The organism is Hydrogenophaga sp. L76, assembly GCF_057654755.1.
Genome location: NZ_CM172807.1, coordinates 3582534 through 3600974, shown reverse-complemented (window position 1 = coordinate 3600974; position 18441 = coordinate 3582534). Strand labels below are relative to the sequence as shown.

At 65.0% G+C, this 18441-nt stretch carries 14 protein-coding genes; 6 read left to right on the top strand and 8 right to left on the bottom strand.

Annotated elements, in window-relative coordinates; all coding sequences use genetic code 11:
- Positions 1 to 5: 5 nt before the first annotated feature.
- From AC23D4_RS17600 to AC23D4_RS17565, 8 genes are all read right to left on the bottom strand, one after another.
- Positions 6 to 1199 (bottom strand): hybrid sensor histidine kinase/response regulator, encoded by a 1194-nt coding sequence (locus AC23D4_RS17600; protein WP_472886865.1) that lies wholly within the window; start codon positions 1197 to 1199, stop codon positions 6 to 8.
- Positions 1196 to 2536: a sensor histidine kinase gene (locus tag AC23D4_RS17595; protein ID WP_472886864.1), complete on the bottom strand. Its 1341-nt coding sequence runs from the start codon at positions 2534 to 2536 to the stop codon at positions 1196 to 1198. The genes AC23D4_RS17600 and AC23D4_RS17595 overlap by 4 nt, the downstream gene beginning before the upstream one ends.
- Positions 2537 to 2545: 9 nt before the next feature.
- Complete coding sequence (locus AC23D4_RS17590; protein WP_487623639.1) at positions 2546 to 3982, bottom strand: SAM-dependent methyltransferase; 1437 nt, start codon at positions 3980 to 3982, stop codon at positions 2546 to 2548.
- A gap of 158 nt (positions 3983 to 4140) precedes the next feature.
- Positions 4141 to 4989 carry a 2OG-Fe(II) oxygenase gene (locus AC23D4_RS17585; RefSeq protein ID WP_472886862.1) on the bottom strand — a complete coding sequence of 283 codons (849 nt, stop codon included), beginning with the start codon at positions 4987 to 4989 and terminating at the stop codon, positions 4141 to 4143.
- Positions 4990 to 5363: 374 nt separating this feature from the next.
- Positions 5364 to 7295 carry a molecular chaperone HtpG gene (gene htpG / locus AC23D4_RS17580; protein ID WP_472886861.1) on the bottom strand — a complete coding sequence of 644 codons (1932 nt, stop codon included), beginning with the start codon at positions 7293 to 7295 and terminating at the stop codon, positions 5364 to 5366.
- A 117-nt stretch (positions 7296 to 7412) separates the two neighbouring features.
- Positions 7413 to 8693 carry an esterase/lipase family protein gene (locus AC23D4_RS17575; protein ID WP_472886860.1) on the bottom strand — a complete coding sequence of 427 codons (1281 nt, stop codon included), beginning with the start codon at positions 8691 to 8693 and terminating at the stop codon, positions 7413 to 7415.
- 235 nt (positions 8694 to 8928) lie between these two features.
- On the bottom strand, positions 8929 to 10188 hold the full coding sequence (locus AC23D4_RS17570; RefSeq protein WP_472886859.1) for a pseudouridine synthase: 1260 nt from the start codon (positions 10186 to 10188) through the stop codon (positions 8929 to 8931).
- A 44-nt stretch (positions 10189 to 10232) separates the two neighbouring features.
- Entirely contained in the window at positions 10233 to 10973 is a 741-nt protein-coding gene (locus AC23D4_RS17565; RefSeq protein ID WP_472886858.1) for a Crp/Fnr family transcriptional regulator, read from the bottom strand.
- Between the two features lie 174 nt (positions 10974 to 11147).
- Between AC23D4_RS17565 and AC23D4_RS17560 the strand changes: the two genes are divergently transcribed.
- The 6 genes from AC23D4_RS17560 to AC23D4_RS17535 all read left to right on the top strand — a co-directional run bounded on the left by AC23D4_RS17560 (position 11148) and on the right by AC23D4_RS17535 (position 18417).
- Positions 11148 to 13094: an AMP-dependent synthetase/ligase gene (locus tag AC23D4_RS17560; RefSeq protein ID WP_472886857.1), complete on the top strand. Its 1947-nt coding sequence runs from the start codon at positions 11148 to 11150 to the stop codon at positions 13092 to 13094.
- Positions 13091 to 13876 carry an ABC transporter ATP-binding protein gene (locus AC23D4_RS17555; protein WP_472886856.1) on the top strand — a complete coding sequence of 262 codons (786 nt, stop codon included), beginning with the start codon at positions 13091 to 13093 and terminating at the stop codon, positions 13874 to 13876. The genes AC23D4_RS17560 and AC23D4_RS17555 overlap by 4 nt, the downstream gene beginning before the upstream one ends.
- A 16-nt stretch (positions 13877 to 13892) precedes the next feature.
- Positions 13893 to 14822 (top strand): branched-chain amino acid ABC transporter permease, encoded by a 930-nt coding sequence (locus AC23D4_RS17550; RefSeq protein WP_472886855.1) that lies wholly within the window; start codon positions 13893 to 13895, stop codon positions 14820 to 14822.
- An 11-nt stretch (positions 14823 to 14833) separates the two neighbouring features.
- Positions 14834 to 15910, top strand: coding sequence for a branched-chain amino acid ABC transporter permease (locus AC23D4_RS17545; protein ID WP_472886854.1), 1077 nt, complete (start codon positions 14834 to 14836; stop codon positions 15908 to 15910).
- Between the two features lie 143 nt (positions 15911 to 16053).
- On the top strand, positions 16054 to 17385 hold the full coding sequence (locus AC23D4_RS17540) for an ABC transporter substrate-binding protein (RefSeq protein WP_472886853.1): 1332 nt from the start codon (positions 16054 to 16056) through the stop codon (positions 17383 to 17385).
- A gap of 222 nt (positions 17386 to 17607) precedes the next feature.
- Positions 17608 to 18417 (top strand): ABC transporter ATP-binding protein, encoded by an 810-nt coding sequence (locus AC23D4_RS17535; protein WP_226463709.1) that lies wholly within the window; start codon positions 17608 to 17610, stop codon positions 18415 to 18417.
- Positions 18418 to 18441 lie beyond the last annotated feature (24 nt).

The following is an 18441-nucleotide window of genomic DNA, read 5'->3' as shown; positions in this document are numbered from 1 at the left end:
TGCTCCTAAGCCCTGGCTTCTTCCACGGGCGGGAAATACAGCGTCACCGCGGCGCCCTGCCCCGGCATCGATCGAACGTCCACCGTGCCCCCCAGCGAGCCCATCACCCGCCGGCAAAACACCAGTCCCATCCCCGATCCACCGGCATCGGCGCGCGTGGTCACGGGCTCGTGGGTCAGTCGCTGCAGGACCTCCGGCGCAATGCCGGGTCCGTTGTCGCTCACGCGGATGACGGGCTGTTCCGGCAAGCCGGGCGCGGGTGCTGCGGCACCCAGCGCGATGCACACCCGGGGATCATCAGGCAATGCCGAGCGCAATGCCAGCAAGGCGTTCTTGACCAGGGTGCACAGCACCAGATACAGCAGATCGCGCCGCCCCGGCAGCCTGAAATCGGCCGCCAGGTCGCACGAGAGCCAGGACGCTTCGCCCAGATCAAACGGGTATTCGTCCCGCACGGCGGCCACCAGATCGCTGGCCAGCAGGCTGAGCGGCGCGTCGCTGCGGTAGGCATCGCGTGCGGTCTGTACAAAGGTGGACACCAGGGACTGTGCGTAGTCGGCACGCCGCTGGGCGGCCTCGATCATGAACAGCACATCGCCCGGCTTGTGCTGCTCGATGCGGGCCATGCCACTGCCTCCCTCGGGCGCATCGTGGTGCCGTTTGCGCATCGCCGCCAGATAACCGCGCACCGTGGCCAGCGGCGTGGTGACCTCATGGGCCAGAAAGCCCAGGGTTTCACGCAAGGTCGCTGCGCGCTGGTCGACAAGCGCCTGGTCGAGCGCGCGGCGCTGGGCGCCGGCCAGGGCCTCGCGCAGGGCCTGGCGTGTCACGGCCTCATCCAGCGGCTTCTCCAGGATCTTCTCCACATGTCCCCGGTTGACCGCCGCCAGGGCCACGGCCTTGTCGGCGCAGGCAGACACCAAGAGGCGGGCTATGTGTCCGTACAAGCGGCGCACCTCGCTCAGCAACTCGACCCCGTCGCGCCCCGGCATGCTGTAGTCCGTCAGCAGCACCGCCACCTGATCGCCGCGCGCCAGCAACAGCGCCAGCGCCTCGTCCACGCCGCCCGCCGTCCACACCACGAACTCGTCGCCATACAGGCGGGCGAACCACTTGCAGGCCTGCGGCTCGTCGTCCACCATGAGGATGGCATGGGCGCTCTGGGTGCCCGTTGGCAACGCGTTGTTGAGGGAGCTCATGACGGCCTCGGCAGATCAAAAGTGAACGCGGTCCAGGCGCCAGCCTCGCTCTCCACCGCCAGCAAGCCGCCGTGGCGCTGCACGATGCCGTAGCTCACGCTCAGGCCCAGACCCAGACCGGCCCCGACGTCGCGCGTGGTGAAGAAGGGCTCGAACACGCGCTCGATGTTCTCGGGCAGGATGCCCTGACCGTTGTCGCGCACCGTCACGCGCAGGCGCCCGCCTTCCGTCTGCACCCGGACGTCGATACGCGGCTGTTCGCGCTGCGCCTTGGCCAATGCATGGGCCGCATTGCTGAACAGGTTGATCAGCACGCCGATGATCGCCGGTTCGTCGCCCAGCACATGGGTGTCCTGTGGCATCTCGATCGACACCGCCACCCCCTTGAGCTCGTGGCCCGCCAGCCGCTGCGCCGAGCGGATCGCCTGCTCCAGCAGAAAGGGCCGCTGGCTGTTGTCGCCGGGATTCTGGTAGGCGAAGGTCTTCAGGTCGGTGACGATGTTCTGGATGCGTGTCATGCCCTCCTTGGCGTCCACCAGGCTTTCCTTGAGCAGCTCATCGCTTTTGGCGGCGGGCAGGGTCTGCGCCATGTTGATGGCCATCAGGCTGTAGTTGACCGGGTTGTTCAGCTCGTGCAGCAGGCCGGCCGAAAGGGTGCCGATGGCGGCCATTTTTTCGCGCTGCAGCAGTTGGCCCTTGATCTCGACGAGGGCTTTGTTCTGCGCCAGCAGTTCGTCTTTCTGGCGCTGCACCTCGGTCTGCAAGGCGTAGGTCTGCCGCCGCTGCCGATCGCCATAGACCGACACCGTGATGGCAATGAGTGAAAAGAAGAGAACAAACATCAGCTGACCGGCGAGAACCGGCCAGTGCTGCACGCCATCGACGCGCAGCACACAGGCCAGGGTGTAGGCCAGCATGGTGAAGACGCTGAAAACCAGCGCTTCAAGCAAGGTCAAGGGCAGAAAGATGCTGATGCCCGATACCGCGAGGGTCAGACCGACAAAGTAGATCGAGGCCTCTCCATCGGTGCTGAAGATCATCCAGGCAATCATCAATTGGGGCAGGGCAATCCAGAAGTAGGTGAGCCCTCTGACGTGGCGCAAACCCCACGAACTGCTGTAGCTCCAAAGCGCGGCCCCGATCAGCGCCACCACCACGAGACGCGCCAACCCGAAGTCTTGCGAGTGCTCCGGGTAGAAAGCCGCATCCAGCCCGACCCCTCCGGCAACAAGCACCATGGCCAGCACGCAGGTGATCCGGCTGTAATAAACCAGATGCCGGTGCGTGGCCTCTTCGTAGGAAGCAGGCAGTTGGCCAGGGCTCAGGTTACCGGTCATGCCTGGGCGTCACAGCGGTTTGACCGCCTCGGCGAACAGGTTGACGCCCGTCGCATCGGTGTAGGTCTTGACATCGGGCAGCGTCGGCGGGAACAGTTTCGTCAGCCCCGCTTCATCGCGGTAGATCAGGTACCACTCCATGAAGTGCTCCATCCAGAAACGCTCCGGATTGCTGGAATGCACGTTGGTCACCAGCAGGGTCCCGCCAGGTCGCAGGTGGTTGTCAAAGTAGGCGATCAGGCGGGCGCAGGCCTTGTCGGCCAGGTAATCGAACAGACCGGCGCAGTAGATGTAGTCGTACTGCTCGTCCAGCGCAATGCCCTGGTCGCGAGACGAGCGCTTGAGCAACTGGTGCACCGACTCGTGGCGCAGTGTCACCTTCAGCGGTTCGCGTCCGGCGGCCTGAGCCGTCTCGATCAGCCGCTGGCTCGTGTAGAGCAGGGTTTCGTCGCTGAAGTCCATCAGCACCACGTCCAGGTGGTCCAGTGGCTGGTCGGTGGCGGCCAGGCGCTGCAGTTCGCCCGCCGGCCCGCAGCCCACGTTCAGGATGCGCAGCGGTCGGCCCTGCTCGCGGGCCTGGGCAGCCAGGGTCCGCAGCCGCTCCAGCAGGATGTCCACCCGGTTGCGGTGCGCCTGCGCCACGCTGGACTGGAGGAACACGAAGTTCACCAGTTCGAAGTACGTGCTGGGTCCCTCGCGCGGGTCGCCCAGAATCTGGTTGACCATCTGGTAGTCGCCCGCGTAGCCCAGGGGCTTGGCAAAGGTCCGGTAGACGAAGGGCGCACGCAACACCAGCGGATGAATGGCGGACTGGGCGAAAGCGCGGTGAGCCGACTCCAGCTCGGGAGGCACTTTGGCGGCTTCCCGCTCGAATCGCACGAGGTATTCGCGCACCGTGCTCATGAGTGGCCGGGCGATTTCGTAGAAAACCTCATCGCGCACGCGACCATGCACGTCCCGCGGCAATCCGGCCGTGATATCGGCCTGGTCCAGCCAGCGCGTGACCTCGGAAAAGTAGGCGCGCAAATCGTTGACCACCACCTGGTAGGCCTCGCTGATGCGTGAACGCGACTCCCACTCTTCGACAAACCGGCTCACCGCCTCGGAAACGCTGCGTGCGCTGTGACCGATGCCCCCCAGATCGTTCCATTCGTCGATCAGGGCCACCGACACCACCGCCATCAGCCCCGTGTTGAGCAGGCTCACCACCACCGCCTTGCCCTTGTAGATGCTGCGGTCCCCGGAGCGGATGTTCAGGTCGCTGAGCACCTCGCTGACCTGCACGATGGAGTAGGGGTTGTACACCTCCATCACCAGCGAGCGGCGCTGCAGGCTGGTCAGCGTTCCGCGGGCGGCCTCGCCCTGGCTGTTTCGGAAAGTGACGACAGGATCGAATGGACGCTGGAATTGCACGGTGTGGCCGTTATCAACAAGGAGGGGGGCCATCGATGAGGCGCCCCGGAATGAAGTCCCTGTGCGCGAGTGTAGTCATCTGGCGTGGCGGCCGTTGTCGCAGGGCTCCATGCGCAAATGCCGGGAGCCGAAAAGAAAAAGCCCATGCGCCCTTTGCAGGGTGCATGGGCCATGCCAATGGGCGGGCTGTGTCAGCCGCGCTTCTGGATCGTGTTGGCCAGATGGCGTTCCCGGAAGCGGCGCATCGCCCGGAACAGCACCGGGGGCATGTAGTCCTGAGAGATGCGCCAGCGCATGCCACCGATGCTTTCGTGCGGCCGCTCAGCGAAGATCGTCGTGTGGGACTGGTTGGTCTCGTTGGCGGGCCGGCCGTTGGTGTAATAGAAAAGTGCGAGCGACTTGCGCGAGTCGCCATCGGGGCAGGTCAGCGGGTCGGGATGGCCGTGAAACGTCTTGCTGGTCGGCGAGAAGATCGCCAGGCGGTTGAAGATGGGCAGGATCTTGACCTCGCATTTCGTGACCTCCTGGTCCCACAGCTCCAGACTGCCGCCGTACGCTTCCTTCCAGTTCTTGTTCATGTAGAAGATGACGTTGATGCGGCGGTCGAGGAAGTTGGCGTCGTGCTTGTTGAAGTCGGCGTGCAGCTTGAGCAGGCCACCCTTGGGGGTCTGGTGCAGGCCACCGCCACGCATCGATGGGTCAGAGATCATGTTGTCAATGCCCGTGACCTTTTCCAGGAAACGCAGGAAAGGCGCGGAGTTGAACTGGTACAGCATGCTGCGCGTGACGGGGCCGAACTTGGTCTCGTCCACACAGACCAGTTTCTGCTCGGCCGGACGGTTGTAGTTGTGCCACTCGATGTCCTGCGCCTTGGGGAATTCGGCGAGCATGGCTTCGGCCACATCCAGTGGCAGGAAGTTGTCGAAAGCCATGTGGTTGAACGGTGTGCCCAACCGGTATTTGGCGGCGCCTTCGGCGGCCAGGGCTTCGTACCTGGGGTCATCAAAAATGAAACGGTCACCAAAGTCGCACTGCTGCATGCTCAGAACTCCTGAAAAGAACAAACACAACGCACTTCGTTCAAACAGGTGCTCCTCACGGACGAGGGGGTTAGAGGCTGCCGAACAGCTGGGTGACAGCGAGCCAGTCCCCGCCAGAATGAATGAATAAGTGCTCAACTTGGGATTTGAGCACCCACCCCAGCAGCATGCACTTGACCAAGATCAAGAGGGGCACAGGTAGCGGCGGCTTGCGCTTTGAAGGACAGCCCGAAAGAACGGCACGGCGAGAGCACCGTCGCGTACATGGGGGCCTTGAACAGGCGTCGGGAATGTTGCGTCAGAGCATCCGGTGACGCCGGACGCCCACCCACCAGCAAGGGGCCGTGCTGGTGGGTTTTCGTTGAAGGCGAGACTCAGGCCAGCAGCGCGTTCACCCGCTTCACGTAGGCGGCCGGGTCTTCCGGCAGGCCGCCTTCGGCCAGCAGCGCCTGGTCGAACAGGATGTGGGCCAGGTCGTCGAAGTGCGCGCTGCCTTCCAGCTTCTTCACCAGCGGGTGCTCGGCGTTCACTTCCAGGATGGGCTGGCTGGTCGGCGCCTGCTGGCCCGCGGCCTTGAGCATGCGGGCGAGCTGGTTGGAGAGGTCGCCCTCGCCCACCACCAGACAGGCCGCGGAATCGACCAGGCGCGTGGTCACGCGCACATCCTGGGCCTTGTCCTTCAGCGCTTCCTTCAGCTTCTCCAGCACCGGCTTGAAGCTTTCGGCCGCGGCTTCGGCGGCTTTCTTTTCTTCGTCGTCCTGCAGCGAGCCGAGATCAACCGCGCCCTTGGCCACGCTCTGCAGCGGCGTGCCGTCGAACTCGTGCAGGTGCGACACGGCCCATTCGTCCACGCGGTCGGCCATCAGCAGCACCTCGATGCCCTTCTTCTTGAACACTTCGAGCTGGGGGCTGTTCCTGGCGGCGGCGAGGCTGTCGGCGGTGATGTAGTAGATCGCGGCCTGGCCTTCTTTCATGCGCGCCTTGTAGTCCGCCAGGCTCACGCTCACCGCGTCGCTGGTGGTGCTGGCAAAACGCAGCAGCTTGGCGATCTTCTCGCGGTTGGCGAAGTCTTCGCCCAGGCCTTCTTTCAGCACGGCGCCGAACTCGGCGTAGAAGGCCGAGTACTTGCCCGCCTGCGCCTTGTCTTCGTCCGACACCACGTCGGTCACGCCGTCAGCGCTTTCGGCGGGCAACTGGTCCTTCTTCGCCAGGTCTTCCAGCATGGCCAGCACGCGGCGGGTATTGCCTTCGCGGATCGCCTTCACGTCGCGGCTTTCCTGCAGCAACTCGCGGCTCACGTTGAGCGGCAGGTCGGCCGAATCGACCACGCCCTTGACCCAGCGCAGGTACGAAGGCATCAGCGCCTCGGCCTCGTCCATGATGAAGACGCGGCGCACGTAGAGCTTGATGCCGGCCTTGCGGTCGCGGTTCCACAGGTCCATCGGCGCCTTGGCCGGGATGTAGAGCAGTTGCGTGTATTCGGTGGCGCCTTCCACGCGGTTGTGGCTCCAGGCCAGCGGCGCCTCCTGGTCGTAGCTGATGTTCTTGTAGAACTCGGCGTACTGCTCGTCGGAGATGTCTTTCTTGCTGCGCGCCCACAGCGCGTTGGCCGAGTTGGCGGCTTCCCACTCGTCGTGCTGCACGTACTCGTTCTTCTCGGCATCCCACTCTTCCTTCTGCATCAGGATCGGCAGGCTGATGTGGTCGGAGTACTTGGTGATCAGCGACTTGAGCTTCCAGTGGCTCAGGTACTCGCCGGCGTCGTCGCGCAGGTGCAGCGTGATGGTGGTGCCGCGCGCGGCGCGCTCGATGGTCTCCACCTCGAACTCGCCCGTGCCGCCGCTGGTCCAGCGCACGCCTTCGGCCGCTGGCAGACCGGCACGGCGCGATTCGACCGTGATCCTGTCGGCCACGATGAAGCCCGAATAAAAGCCCACGCCGAACTGGCCGATGAGTTGCGCGTCCTTCTTCTGGTCGCCACTCAGGTGGCTCATGAAGTCCTTGGTGCCGCTCTTGGCGATGGTGCCCAGGTGCTCCACCGCTTCGGCCTGGCTCATGCCGATGCCGTTGTCGGTGATGGTGATGGTTTTCGCGTCCTTGTCGAAGGCCACGCGCACGTCCAGGTTGGGCGCGTCTTCGAACAGCGCGGCGTTGTTCAGCCCCTCGAAGCGCAGCTTGTCGCAGGCGTCCGACGCGTTGGACACCAGCTCGCGCAGGAAGATCTCGGGGTTGGAATACAGCGAATGGGTGACGAGGTGCAGCAGCTGCGCCACCTCGGCCTGGAAAGACAGGGTTTGTTTGCTCATGGGTCTTGAGGGGGTTTGAAAAACACAGACGCGCCCCGGTGGAGCGCTCACGCTGGGCTGAATTATGGGCGGCGCGGGGGTTTTCAAGCCCCGGGCGGTCCACGGCGGCCTTGAGGCTCAGTCTTCTGTGGGCGGCACCGGGCGCAGCCAGGCCAGCACCTGCGCCGCCACATCGGGGCTGGAGAGCAGGTCCAGGTGTCCGGTGCGGTAGGCGATGAACTGGCTGCCGCGCGCAAACACCAGCCGGCGTTCCGCTTGTTCGTGTTGTCCGAGCGCGCTGTTGAGCGGCACCAGGCCGTCACCCATGAGGCGGTCGGCCAGCAGGCCGCGCTGGCCGACCAGCGTGCCGGCCACGGCGTAGCAGGCCACGCCCTCGGGCAGCGGCAGCGGCACGCGATGGTCGTCAGGCGATTCGAACCGGTCGCGTCCCTGCCAGTCCGCGTCCAGCACATGGCCGTGCCGCAGGTCGGTGATGCCGGCGCTGCGGATCTTGCCCAGCCGGGCAAACGGCGCCGTGTGCGTCGACGAAGCCAGCAGCAAGTCCACCCCGTGGCCCGCACGCTCCAGCGGGGCGCCGTGGTGCGGCGTGCCCAGAAACACCAGTTCACGCAGCAGCCCCGGCCAGCGTTGGCCCGCCTCGCGCGCGGCCTGCACCGCGGAGCGCGCCACCAGCCCGCCCATGCTGTGGCCCACGATGGTGATTCGCGCCAGCGGCACCGGCCAGGCCGCCACCAGCCGTTCCAGCAACAACGCCAGCTGGTGCCCGTTGGTGGAAGTGTGCAGCCCCGAGTTGTAGCGCAGGTACACCGGCGTACAGTCCAGCGCCTGCGCCAGAAACTCACCATGGTCGTGGCCGCTGCGGCGCCATTGCGTGTCGCTCATGCACAGGCCATGGGCCAGCAGGAGCAGGTGCGGACCCGTCGCCGTGCCCAGCGAAGCGGCCAGCGCCTCGGCCCCGCCCAGCGACAACGGCGCGCCATCAAAGCGCAGCTCCATCGGCTGCGCCAGCGGGTTGTCCATGGCCAGCAGCTTGTCGCCCACCACGCCGTTCAGCGCCGCCAGCACCGCTTCACGCCCAGGCGATGCCTCGGGGTGCGTGGCAGGGTCGTCCAGCAGCGGCAGCAACAGGCCCAGCACGGTGTCCGTGCCGCGGCCCACCAGCCGGGTCACACCGCGCACCGCCTGGTACACCTGCCCGGTCAGTCCGCCGGCCTGCTCAGCGGAAGCTCCGTTCGACAATCCCAGCCGCCGTCGCACCGACTGGTGCACCCCCTCAGTGATGTTGATCGCGCCCTGCGTCGCCTGCATGATCAGCTGCGCCGCGGCCTTCAGGTCCGATGGGCGCACATGTCGCAACACGGCGCGTTTGGGGGTGTTGGGTGGTGTGGGAGCGGTCATGGGGCATTGTGGCCGGGGCCATGGAGCGACGGCAGGCACGTCCAACCAATGGTGCCAAGGGTTAGAAACGTCGCAACAGCACGACCAAGGCTTTCCCGGAAGGCTGCCTCGTGCCTGTGAGTTGGAAACTGTTCCGGCACTGAAGCCAGATCAACCATGCGTCCTTGAACTGGACCGAAACTCATAGGAAGTTCGTTTCAAATGACCGCCCATTTCAATGCCGCTGTTCAGGTGCTCAGAAACTCTCCCCCGCCCCCAGATACCGCCACTGCCCCACCGGCAGATTGCCCAGCACCACATTGCCGATGCGGATGCGTTTGAGCCCCACCACGTGCAGGCCGACCTGTTCGCACATGCGGCGGATCTGGCGCTTCTTGCCCTCCTTGAGGATGAAGCGCAGCTGCTCGGGGTTCATCCAGTCCACCTGGGCGGGCTTCAAGGGCTGGTCGTCCAGGCTCAGGCCGTGGCGCAACAGGGCGAGTTTGTCCGCCGGGAAGACGGCCTGCACGTCTTGCGTGACCACGCCCGCGCCGTGCGGGCCGTTGGGCGCGTAGTGCACGCGCACCAGGTATTCCTTTTCGATGCCGCTGTTCTCGCCGATGAGCTGGCGCGCGATGCGGCCGTCCTGCGTAAGCACGAGCAGGCCGACAGAGTCGATGTCGAGCCGGCCGCAGGGCGCGAGGCCGCGGGTGTGTTCGGGGGCGAAGCGGCGGCCGTCCGCCGGATGGCGGGCGTCGCCGCGCCACTGGCTGGGCGCGCCGATGAGCGTGGCGGCGGCTTCGTGACCATCTTCGGGCTGGCCGCTCACGTAGCCCATGGGCTTGTGCAGCAGGATGGTGACTTGGCCCGCCTGCTGGTGACGCGCCTGCGGCAGCACTTCTACTTTGGCGTCGGGCGCCACGGGCATGCCCATGACGGCGGGTTCGCCGTTGACCAGCACCCAGCCGCGCGCGATCCATTCGTCGGCCTCGCGGCGGGAACACAGGCCGAGGTCGGCCATGCGTTTGTTGAGGCGGATTTCACCGCGCACATTGCCGACGCGGGCGAGGTCGGGCCGGTGGGGTTGCGCCGGACGCGGTGCGGCGGAGGGCGCACGTTGCGGACGGTCGCCAGTGCCGTAAGGCGCGTCGCGCGGATCGGCGCGGCGCGGCGCCGGGCGCTCGCTCCAGCCGCGGTCGTCACCGCGCGGGCCGGCTCCGGGGCCGGAGCGCGGGCGGTCACCGGTGGGGCGAGGGCCCGTGGGCCGGTCGCTGCCCGGGCGGTCAGCGCCGTAGCGCGGGCGCTCGGCGCGTTCGCCTTCGGGGCCAGAACGTTTGGCGCCGTAGCCGGGCGAGGGCTCACGAGGCGGTTTGGGGGCTGAGGCTGAGACGCTCTTGGCGCGGGCCGGGCCGGGCGGGCGCACGGGGGCGCGGCGCGGCGCGAACGGGTCGGCCGGGGTCTTCTTGGCAGCGCCCGGATTGAGCTTGAGCGTGCTGGGCTTTTTGTCGGTGGTCATGGGGGGATCATCCCAGATCACAACCACGCAGAACACGCAGTCCGTCAGTCGGTCGGGGCATCCAGCGCGCCCGAGCGCAACGACTGCAGATCCAGCACCCGCACACCCCCGTATTCCACCCGGATCCAGCCCTTGGCCGTGAGCGTGGACAGGGCTTCGTTGACGCGCTGGCGTGACAGTCCGACCAGGTAGGCCAGCTCTTGCTGGGTGATGCGCAGGATGCCGCCCACGTTGGGCGAGAGCAGCGGGTGGAACAGGGCTGCGAGGTTGCGCGCCACGCGCAGGTCGGGGTTGTTCAGGCGGTCGATTTCTCGCGCGGCGATGAACTGGCCGAGCCGTTCGTTGAGCTGGTGCATCACGAAGCGGTTGAAGCCGAGCGAGTGGTCAAGCAGCCAGTCAAATGTTTCGACCGGCAGGCCGGCCACGCGGCTTTTGCGCAGGGCCTGGATGTTGTAGCGGTAGTGCTCGTGCTTGAGCACTGTGCCTTCGCCGAACCAGCCACCGGGCGCCACGCCGGTGAAGGTGATCACGGGGCCTTGGGAGTCGTCGTTGCTCATCTTGAGCAGGCCATCGACCAGACCAAACCAGTAAGTGACGGGTCGGCCAATGCGGCAGATGAAGTCGCCCGACTGCGCTTCGCTCACGACAAGCGCGTCTTCGGCCCGCACACGCTCGCCTTCGGTCAAAGCCTGCAGCCAGGGAATTTGCGACAGCTCCTGCACGGTGGGCGTGCGGGCGCGCTCCCGCAACTGGGATCCGGTCCGGCTGGGGGTGGAGTTGCTCATGGCCAGTACAACGAACTAGGGAAAGTCCTAGGAGGGCAGACCCTTCAATTGTCGTCGCACGGACAACATAACGTCAAACATGTGCCTACCATCCGCACCAGAATGATTTGAACGGGTGTGTCTGAACGAACCCAGACCAACACCCCCGCCCGCACCGCATCTGGAGACCTGTCCATGCAAACGACTTTCCCCCGGCTCTTGCTGGAACACGCGAAAAGCCGCCCCACAGCGGCGGCCATGCGCGAGAAGGAATACGGCATCTGGCAAACCACCACCTGGGCCGACATGGCGCAGCTGGTGGAAGCGGTGGCCTGCGGCCTGCACCAGGCCGGCCTGCAGCGCGGCGAACACATGGTGGTGATCGGCGCCAACCGCCCCCGGCTCTACGCCACGATGCTGGCCGCGCAGTCGCTGGGCGCGATCCCGGTGCCGCTCTACCAGGACGCGGTGGGCGCCGAATGCGTGTTCCCGATCAACAACGCCGATGTGCGCTTCGCGGTGGTGGAAGACCAGGAGCAGGTCGACAAGATGCTCGAAATCCGCGACCGCTGCCCGCAGCTCTCGCACATCTACTACGACGATCCGCGCGGCCTGCGCAACTACGACCAGCCCGGCCTGGGCGCGCTGGAAGAACTGATCGGCGCGGGTCAGGCGTTTGCGAAGATCCACACCCAGCTGTTCATCGAACAGGTGGAGATGGCGCAGCCCGACGACGTGGCTGCGATGTTCTTCACCTCCGGCACCACCGGCAACCCCAAGGGCGTGGTGCACACCCACAACACGCTGATCGACCGCGCCGCCGTGGGCGCCCGGTTCGACAAGCTGACCGAAAACGACGAGGTGCTGGCCTACCTGCCGCCCGCGTGGATCGGGCAGAACATCTTCAGCTATGCGCAGTGGCTGGTGGCGGGCTACGTGGTGAACTGCCCGGAATCGGGCGCCACCGTGACCATCGACCTGAAAGAAGTCGGCCCGACGTATTACTTCGCACCGCCGCGCGTGTTCGAGGGCCTGCTCACCACCGTGATGATCCGCATGGAAGACGCGGGCACGCTAAAACGCAAGATGTTCCACGCCTTCATGGACGTGGCGCGCCGCGTCGGCCCGACCAGGATGGACGGCAAGTCCATCGGCTTCATGGACGGCCTCAAGTACGCGCTGGGCAACCTCTTTGTGTACGGCCCGTTGCGCAACAGCCTGGGCCTGTCCCGCGTGCGTGTGGCCTACACGGCCGGAGAAGCCATCGGTCCCGATCTGTTCAGCTTCTACCGCTCCATCGGCATCAACCTCAAGCAGCTCTACGGCTCCACCGAGACCGCCGTGTTCGTCTGCCTGCAGCCCGACCACGAAGCGCGCGCCGACACCGTGGGCGTGCCCTGCGAGGGTGTGGAGATCAAGCTCAGCGACACCGGCGAGATCCTGGTGAAGTCGCCCGGCCTGCTCAAGGAGTACTACAAGAACCCGGCGGCCACGGCCGAGGTGCTCAGCGCCGACGGCTGGTACCACACCAGCGACGCGGGCTTCATCGACGCCTCGGGCCACCTGAAGATCATCGACCGCGTGAAAGACGTCGGCCGCATCAAGGGCGGCGCCAACGACGGCGCCATGTTCGCGCCGAAGTACGTGGAGAACAAGCTCAAGTTCTTCTCGCAGATCAAGGAAGTCGTGGCCTATGGCGACCAGCGCGACCAGGTCTGCGTGATGGTCAACATCGACTTCGAGGCCGTGGGCAACTGGGCCGAGCGCCGCAACCTGCCCTACGCCGGCTACACCGACCTGGCCCAGAAGCCCGAGGTGTACGAGCTGATCCGCGAGTGCGTGGAAAAGGTCAACGCCGACCTGAGCCGCGACGAACTGCTGGCCGGCAGCCAGATCAGCCGCTTCCTGGTGCTGCACAAGGAACTGGACGCCGACGACGGCGAACTGACCCGCACCAACAAGGTCCGCCGCGGCTTCATCGCCGACAAATACAGCGTGCTGATCGACGCCCTGTACAGCGGCAAGACCGAGCAGTACATCGAAACCCAGGTGAAGTTTGAAGACGGTCGCACCGGCAGCGTGAGCGCCACGCTCCAGGTGCGCGATGCCAAGACGTTTGCACCCGTGAAAGCCGCAGCATGAGCCAGAAAAAGATAGGCGACGTCATCCTCGACGTCCAGAACATCAGCCTGCGCTTCGGCGGCGTGAAGGCGCTGACCGACATTTCCTTCAACGTGAAGGAGCACGAGGTGCGCGCCATCATCGGACCCAACGGCGCCGGCAAGAGCTCCATGCTCAACTGCATCAACGGCGTGTACCAGCCACAGGAAGGCAGCATCAGCTTCCGCGGCCAGACCTTCAAGCACATGAACAGCCGGCAGGTGGCCGAGATGGGCATCGCCCGCACCTTCCAGAACCTGGCGCTGTTCAAGGGCATGAGCGTGATCGACAACATCATGACCGGCCGCAACCTGCGCATCAAGAGCAACCTGTTCCTGCAGGCGCTGCGAATCGGCCCCGCCCAGCGCGAAGAAGAACAGCACCGCGAGTTCGTCGAACACATCATCGACTTTCTGGAAATCCAGGCCTTCCGCAAGACCCCCGTGGGCCAGCTGCCCTACGGCCTGCAAAAGCGCGTGGATCTGGGCCGCGCGCTGGCGATGGAACCGCAGGTGCTGCTGCTCGACGAACCCATGGCCGGCATGAACCTGGAAGAGAAACAGGACATGAGCCGTTTCATCCTCGACGTGAACGACGAGTTCGGAACCACCATCGTGCTGATCGAACACGACATGGGCGTGGTGATGGACATCAGCGACCGCGTGGTGGTGCTCGACTACGGCAAGAAGATCGGCGACGGCACGCCCGAAGAAGTGCGCAACAACGAAGAAGTCATCAGCGCGTACCTCGGTACGAGCCACTGAACACGGAGACAACAAGATGGCATTCTTTCTTGAAACACTGCTCGGCGGATTGATGGCCGGCATGCTGTATTCGCTGGTGGCGCTCGGCTTCGTGCTGATTTACAAGGCTTCGGGCGTTTTCAACTTCGCGCAGGGCGCCATGGTGCTGTTCGCCGCGCTGGCCATGGCCCGCTTCTCGCAATGGATCCCCGAGTGGCTGGGCTTGGACAACAAGTTCCTCGGCAACGTGCTCGCCTTTGCCGTCGCGGCGGCCTGCATGTTCGTGCTGGCCTGGCTGATCGAACGGCTGGTGCTGCGCCACCTGGTCAACCAGGAAGGCGTGACGCTGCTGATGGCCACGCTGGGCATCACCTACTTCCTCGACGGTCTGGGCCAGACCATCTTCGGCAGCGACATCTACCAGATCGACGTCGGCATGCCCAAGGACCCCATCTTCCTGCTTGAAGGCATGTTCGAAGGCGGCGTGCTGGTGAACCTGGAAGACGTGTATGCGGCCTGCGTGGCGGCCTTGCTGGTGGTGGTGCTGTCGCTGTTCTTCCAGAAGACCAGCACCGGCCGCGCGCTGCGCGCCGTGGCCGACGACCACCAGGCGGCGCAGTCCATCGGCATTCCGCTCAACCGCATCTGGGTCATCGTCTGGTTCGTGGCCGGGATCACCGCGCTGGTGGCCGGGATCATCTGGGGCTCCAAGATGGGCGTGCAGTTCTCGCTCACCACGGTGGCCCTGCGCGCCCTGCCCGTGATCATCCTGGGCGGCCTCACTTCGGTGCCCGGCGCCATCATCGGCGGCCTGATCATCGGTGTGGGCGAGAAGCTCTCCGAGGTCTACCTCGGACCCTATGTGGGTGGCGGCATCGAGATCTGGTTTGCGTATGTGCTGGCGCTGGTGTTCCTGCTGTTCCGGCCGCAGGGCCTCTTTGGTGAAAAGATCATTGACCGCGTGTAAGGAAGAAAAACATGTTCTATCGTGAAAACGGTCAATTCAAGACCTCCTACCGCACCGACCAGCAGATCTTCCCGATCGCGCAGGACCGCTGGGCCATCCTCGCCCTGATCGCGTTCGCCTTCGTCGGCGTGCCGCTGCTGGCCGACGAATACATGTTCCGAGCCATCCTGATCCCGTTCCTGATCCTGGCGCTGGCCGCGCTGGGCGTGAACATTCTGGTGGGCTATTGCGGGCAGATCTCGCTGGGCTCGGGCGCCTTCATGGCGGTGGGCGCCTACATGGCCTACAACACCTACATCCGCGTGGAAGGCATGCCGCTGATCATCGCCCTGCTCTCGGGCGGTTTCTTCGCCACGCTGGTGGGCATGTTCTTCGGCATCCCCAGCTTGCGGGTGAAAGGCCTCTACCTCGCGGTGGCCACGCTGGCGGCGCAGTTCTTCTGCGACTGGGCCTTCCTGCGCATCGGCTGGTTCACCAACAACAACGCATCGGGCTCGGTCTCGGTGTCCAACCTGCAGGTATTTGGCTTCTCGATCCAGACGCCCTTGCAGAAATACATCTTCTGCCTGGCCTTCCTGGTGGTGTTCGGCCTGCTGGCCAAGAACCTGGTGCGCTCGGCCATCGGTCGCGAGTGGATGGCGATCCGCGATATGGACGTGGCCGCCGCGGTGATCGGCATTCGCCCGATGTACGCCAAGCTCAGCGCGTTCGCCGTCAGCTCTTTCATCATCGGCGTGGCCGGAGGCCTCTGGGGCTTCGTGCACCTGAGTTCGTGGGAGCCTGCCGCGTTCTCCATCGACCGCTCGTTCCAGCTGCTGTTCATGGTGATCATCGGTGGCATGGGTTCCATCATGGGCAGCTTCTTCGGCGCAGCCTTCATTGTGGTGCTGCCCATCTTCCTGAATCAGTTCCTGCCCGCCCTGGGCGCGCTGTTCGGCGTGGAGATTTCCACCGCCGGGATATCGCACACGGAGTTCATGGTCTTCGGCGCGCTGATCGTCTGGTTCCTGATCGTGGAACCCCACGGTCTGGCCAAGCTCTGGAGTATCGGCAAACAGAAGTTGCGGTTGTGGCCTTTCCCGCACTGATGTCCGCACGGTCGTGGTGGGCGGTGTGTCAGGGTGAATCCCGATGGGGAAAAGCCCGATGCGCCCGCGCTGCGGGCGGAGTGAACTGACAGGCCCTCGGGTTGGTTTTTTGTGTGTTGGTTTTTCCTTAGGAGACAAACGAAATGAAGCTGCGTAACCTTGCTCTCTCTGTGTCCATGGCCTGTGCCGCCCTCTCGGGTGCGCTGGTCTCCACCGCTGCCATGGCCCAGGCCAAAGAGCAGTTTTTCCCGGTGCTGGTGTACCGCACCGGTGCCTACGCGCCCAACGGCGTGCCCTTCGCCAACGGCTATGTGGACTACCTCAAGCTGGTGAACGCCCGCGGCGGCGTCAACGGCGTGAAGCTGTCGTACGAAGAGTGCGAAACCGGCTACGCCACCGACCGCGGCGTGGAGTGCTACGAGCGTCTGAAAGGCAAGGGCGCCACGGTGTTCCAGCCGCTGTCCACCGGCATCACCTTCGCGCTGACCGAGAAGGCCCCGAACGACAAGATCCCCCTGATCACCGCCGGCTATGGCCGCAGTGAATCGGCCGACGGCGGCGTGTTCAAGTGGAACTTCCCGCTGGCCGGCACCTACTGGGTGGCAGGCGACGTGATCATCCAGGACATCGCCAAGAAGCTGGGCGGCGTGGCCAACCTCAAGGGCAAGCACATTGCGCTGGTCTACCACGACAGCCCGTTCGGCAAGGAAGCCATCCCCATCCTGCAGGAACGGGCCGCCATGCACGGCTACAAGCTGACCCTTCTGCCCGTGACACACCCGGGTGTGGAGCAGAAGTCCACCTGGCTGCAGATCCGCCAGAGCCGCCCGGACTACGTGGTCAACTGGGGCTGGGGCGTGATGAACTCCACCCTGCTCAAGGAAGCCCAGGCCACCGGCTACCCGCGCGAAAAGATCTATGGCGTGTGGTGGGCCGGCGCTGAGCCCGATGTGAAGGACGTCGGCATGGGTGCCAAGGGCTACAACGCCATCACCATGCAACATGGCGCCGAGAAGGGCTCCGATGTCGTCAAGGAAGTGCTGGAGAAGCTGCACGCCAAAGGCCAGGGCACCGGTCCGAAGGAAGAAGTGGGCGACGTGCTGTACATGCGCGGCCTCTTCAGCGCCATGTTCGCCGTCGAAGGCGTGCGCCAGGCCCAGGAGAAGTACGGCAAAGGCAAGGTCATCACCGGTGAGCAGGCTCGCTGGGGCTACGAGAACCTGAACCTGACGCAGGCCAAGCTCGACGCGCTGGGCTTCAAGGGCGTGCTGCGTCCGATCTCTACCAGCTGCCAGGACCACATGGGCGCCAACTGGGCCCGTATCCACACCTGGGACGGCAGCAAGTGGCAGTTCAGCAGCGACTGGTACCAGGCCGATGAACAGATCATCAAGCCCATGGTCAAGGCCGCCGCCGACAAGTACGCCGCCGAGAAGAAGCTGACTCGCCGCACTGGCGCCGACTGCCAGAGCTAAGTACACCCCCCGCCGCAGAGATTGACCCACCCCCGCCGCGCTCCGCGCGACCCCCTCAAGGGGGCGATGCCAGCCGTCCGGCAAAGCCGGACCGGCGGCATCCTCGAATGGCATCACTTCGCTCGCGGCGGATGGGTTGAAACGTGATAGCGGCTGGTTCGCCAGCCGCCATCCACAAGACCGGCATGCCGCGTCTTGTGAATGGCTCCCAAGGAACACACCATGACGACTCCCAACATCGTTCTCAACGTCAACGGCATCGAGGTCATCTACAACCACGTGATCCTCGTGCTCAAGGGCGTGTCGCTCAACGTGCCGGAAGGCAAGATCGCGGCGCTGCTCGGTGGCAATGGTGCGGGCAAGACCACCACGCTGCGCGCCATCTCCAACCTGCTCAAGGCCGAGCGCGGCGAGGTCACCAAGGGCAGCGTGGAGCTGCGCGGCGAGCGCATTGAAAACCTCACGCCCGCCGATCTGGTGAACCGCGGTGTGGTGCAGGTGATGGAGGGGCGCCACTGCTTCGCCCACCTGACGATCGAAGAAAACCTGATGACCGGTTCGTACACCCGCACCGACAAGGCGGAGATCGCGCGCAACCTGGAGAAGGTCTACAACTACTTCCCGCGCCTGAAGACACGCCGCACCTCGCAGGCGGCCTACACCTCGGGCGGCGAGCAGCAGATGTGCGCCATCGGCCGCGCGCTGATGGCCAACCCCAGCGTGGTGCTGCTGGACGAACCCTCGATGGGTCTGGCGCCGCAGATCGTGGAAGAGGTGTTCGAGATCGTGAAGGACCTCAACACCAAGGAAAAAGTCACCTTCCTGCTGGCCGAGCAGAACACCAACATGGCGCTGAAGTACGCCGACTACGGCTACATCATGGAAAGCGGCCGCATCGTGATGGACGGACTGGCCTCGGACCTGCGCAACAACGAAGACGTGAAAGAGTTCTACCTCGGCATGGGCGGTGGCGAACGCAAGTCGTTCAAGGACGTGAAGAGCTACAAGCGCAGGAAGCGTTGGCTCGCTTGATGACCCCCCCCCCGCGCCGCAACA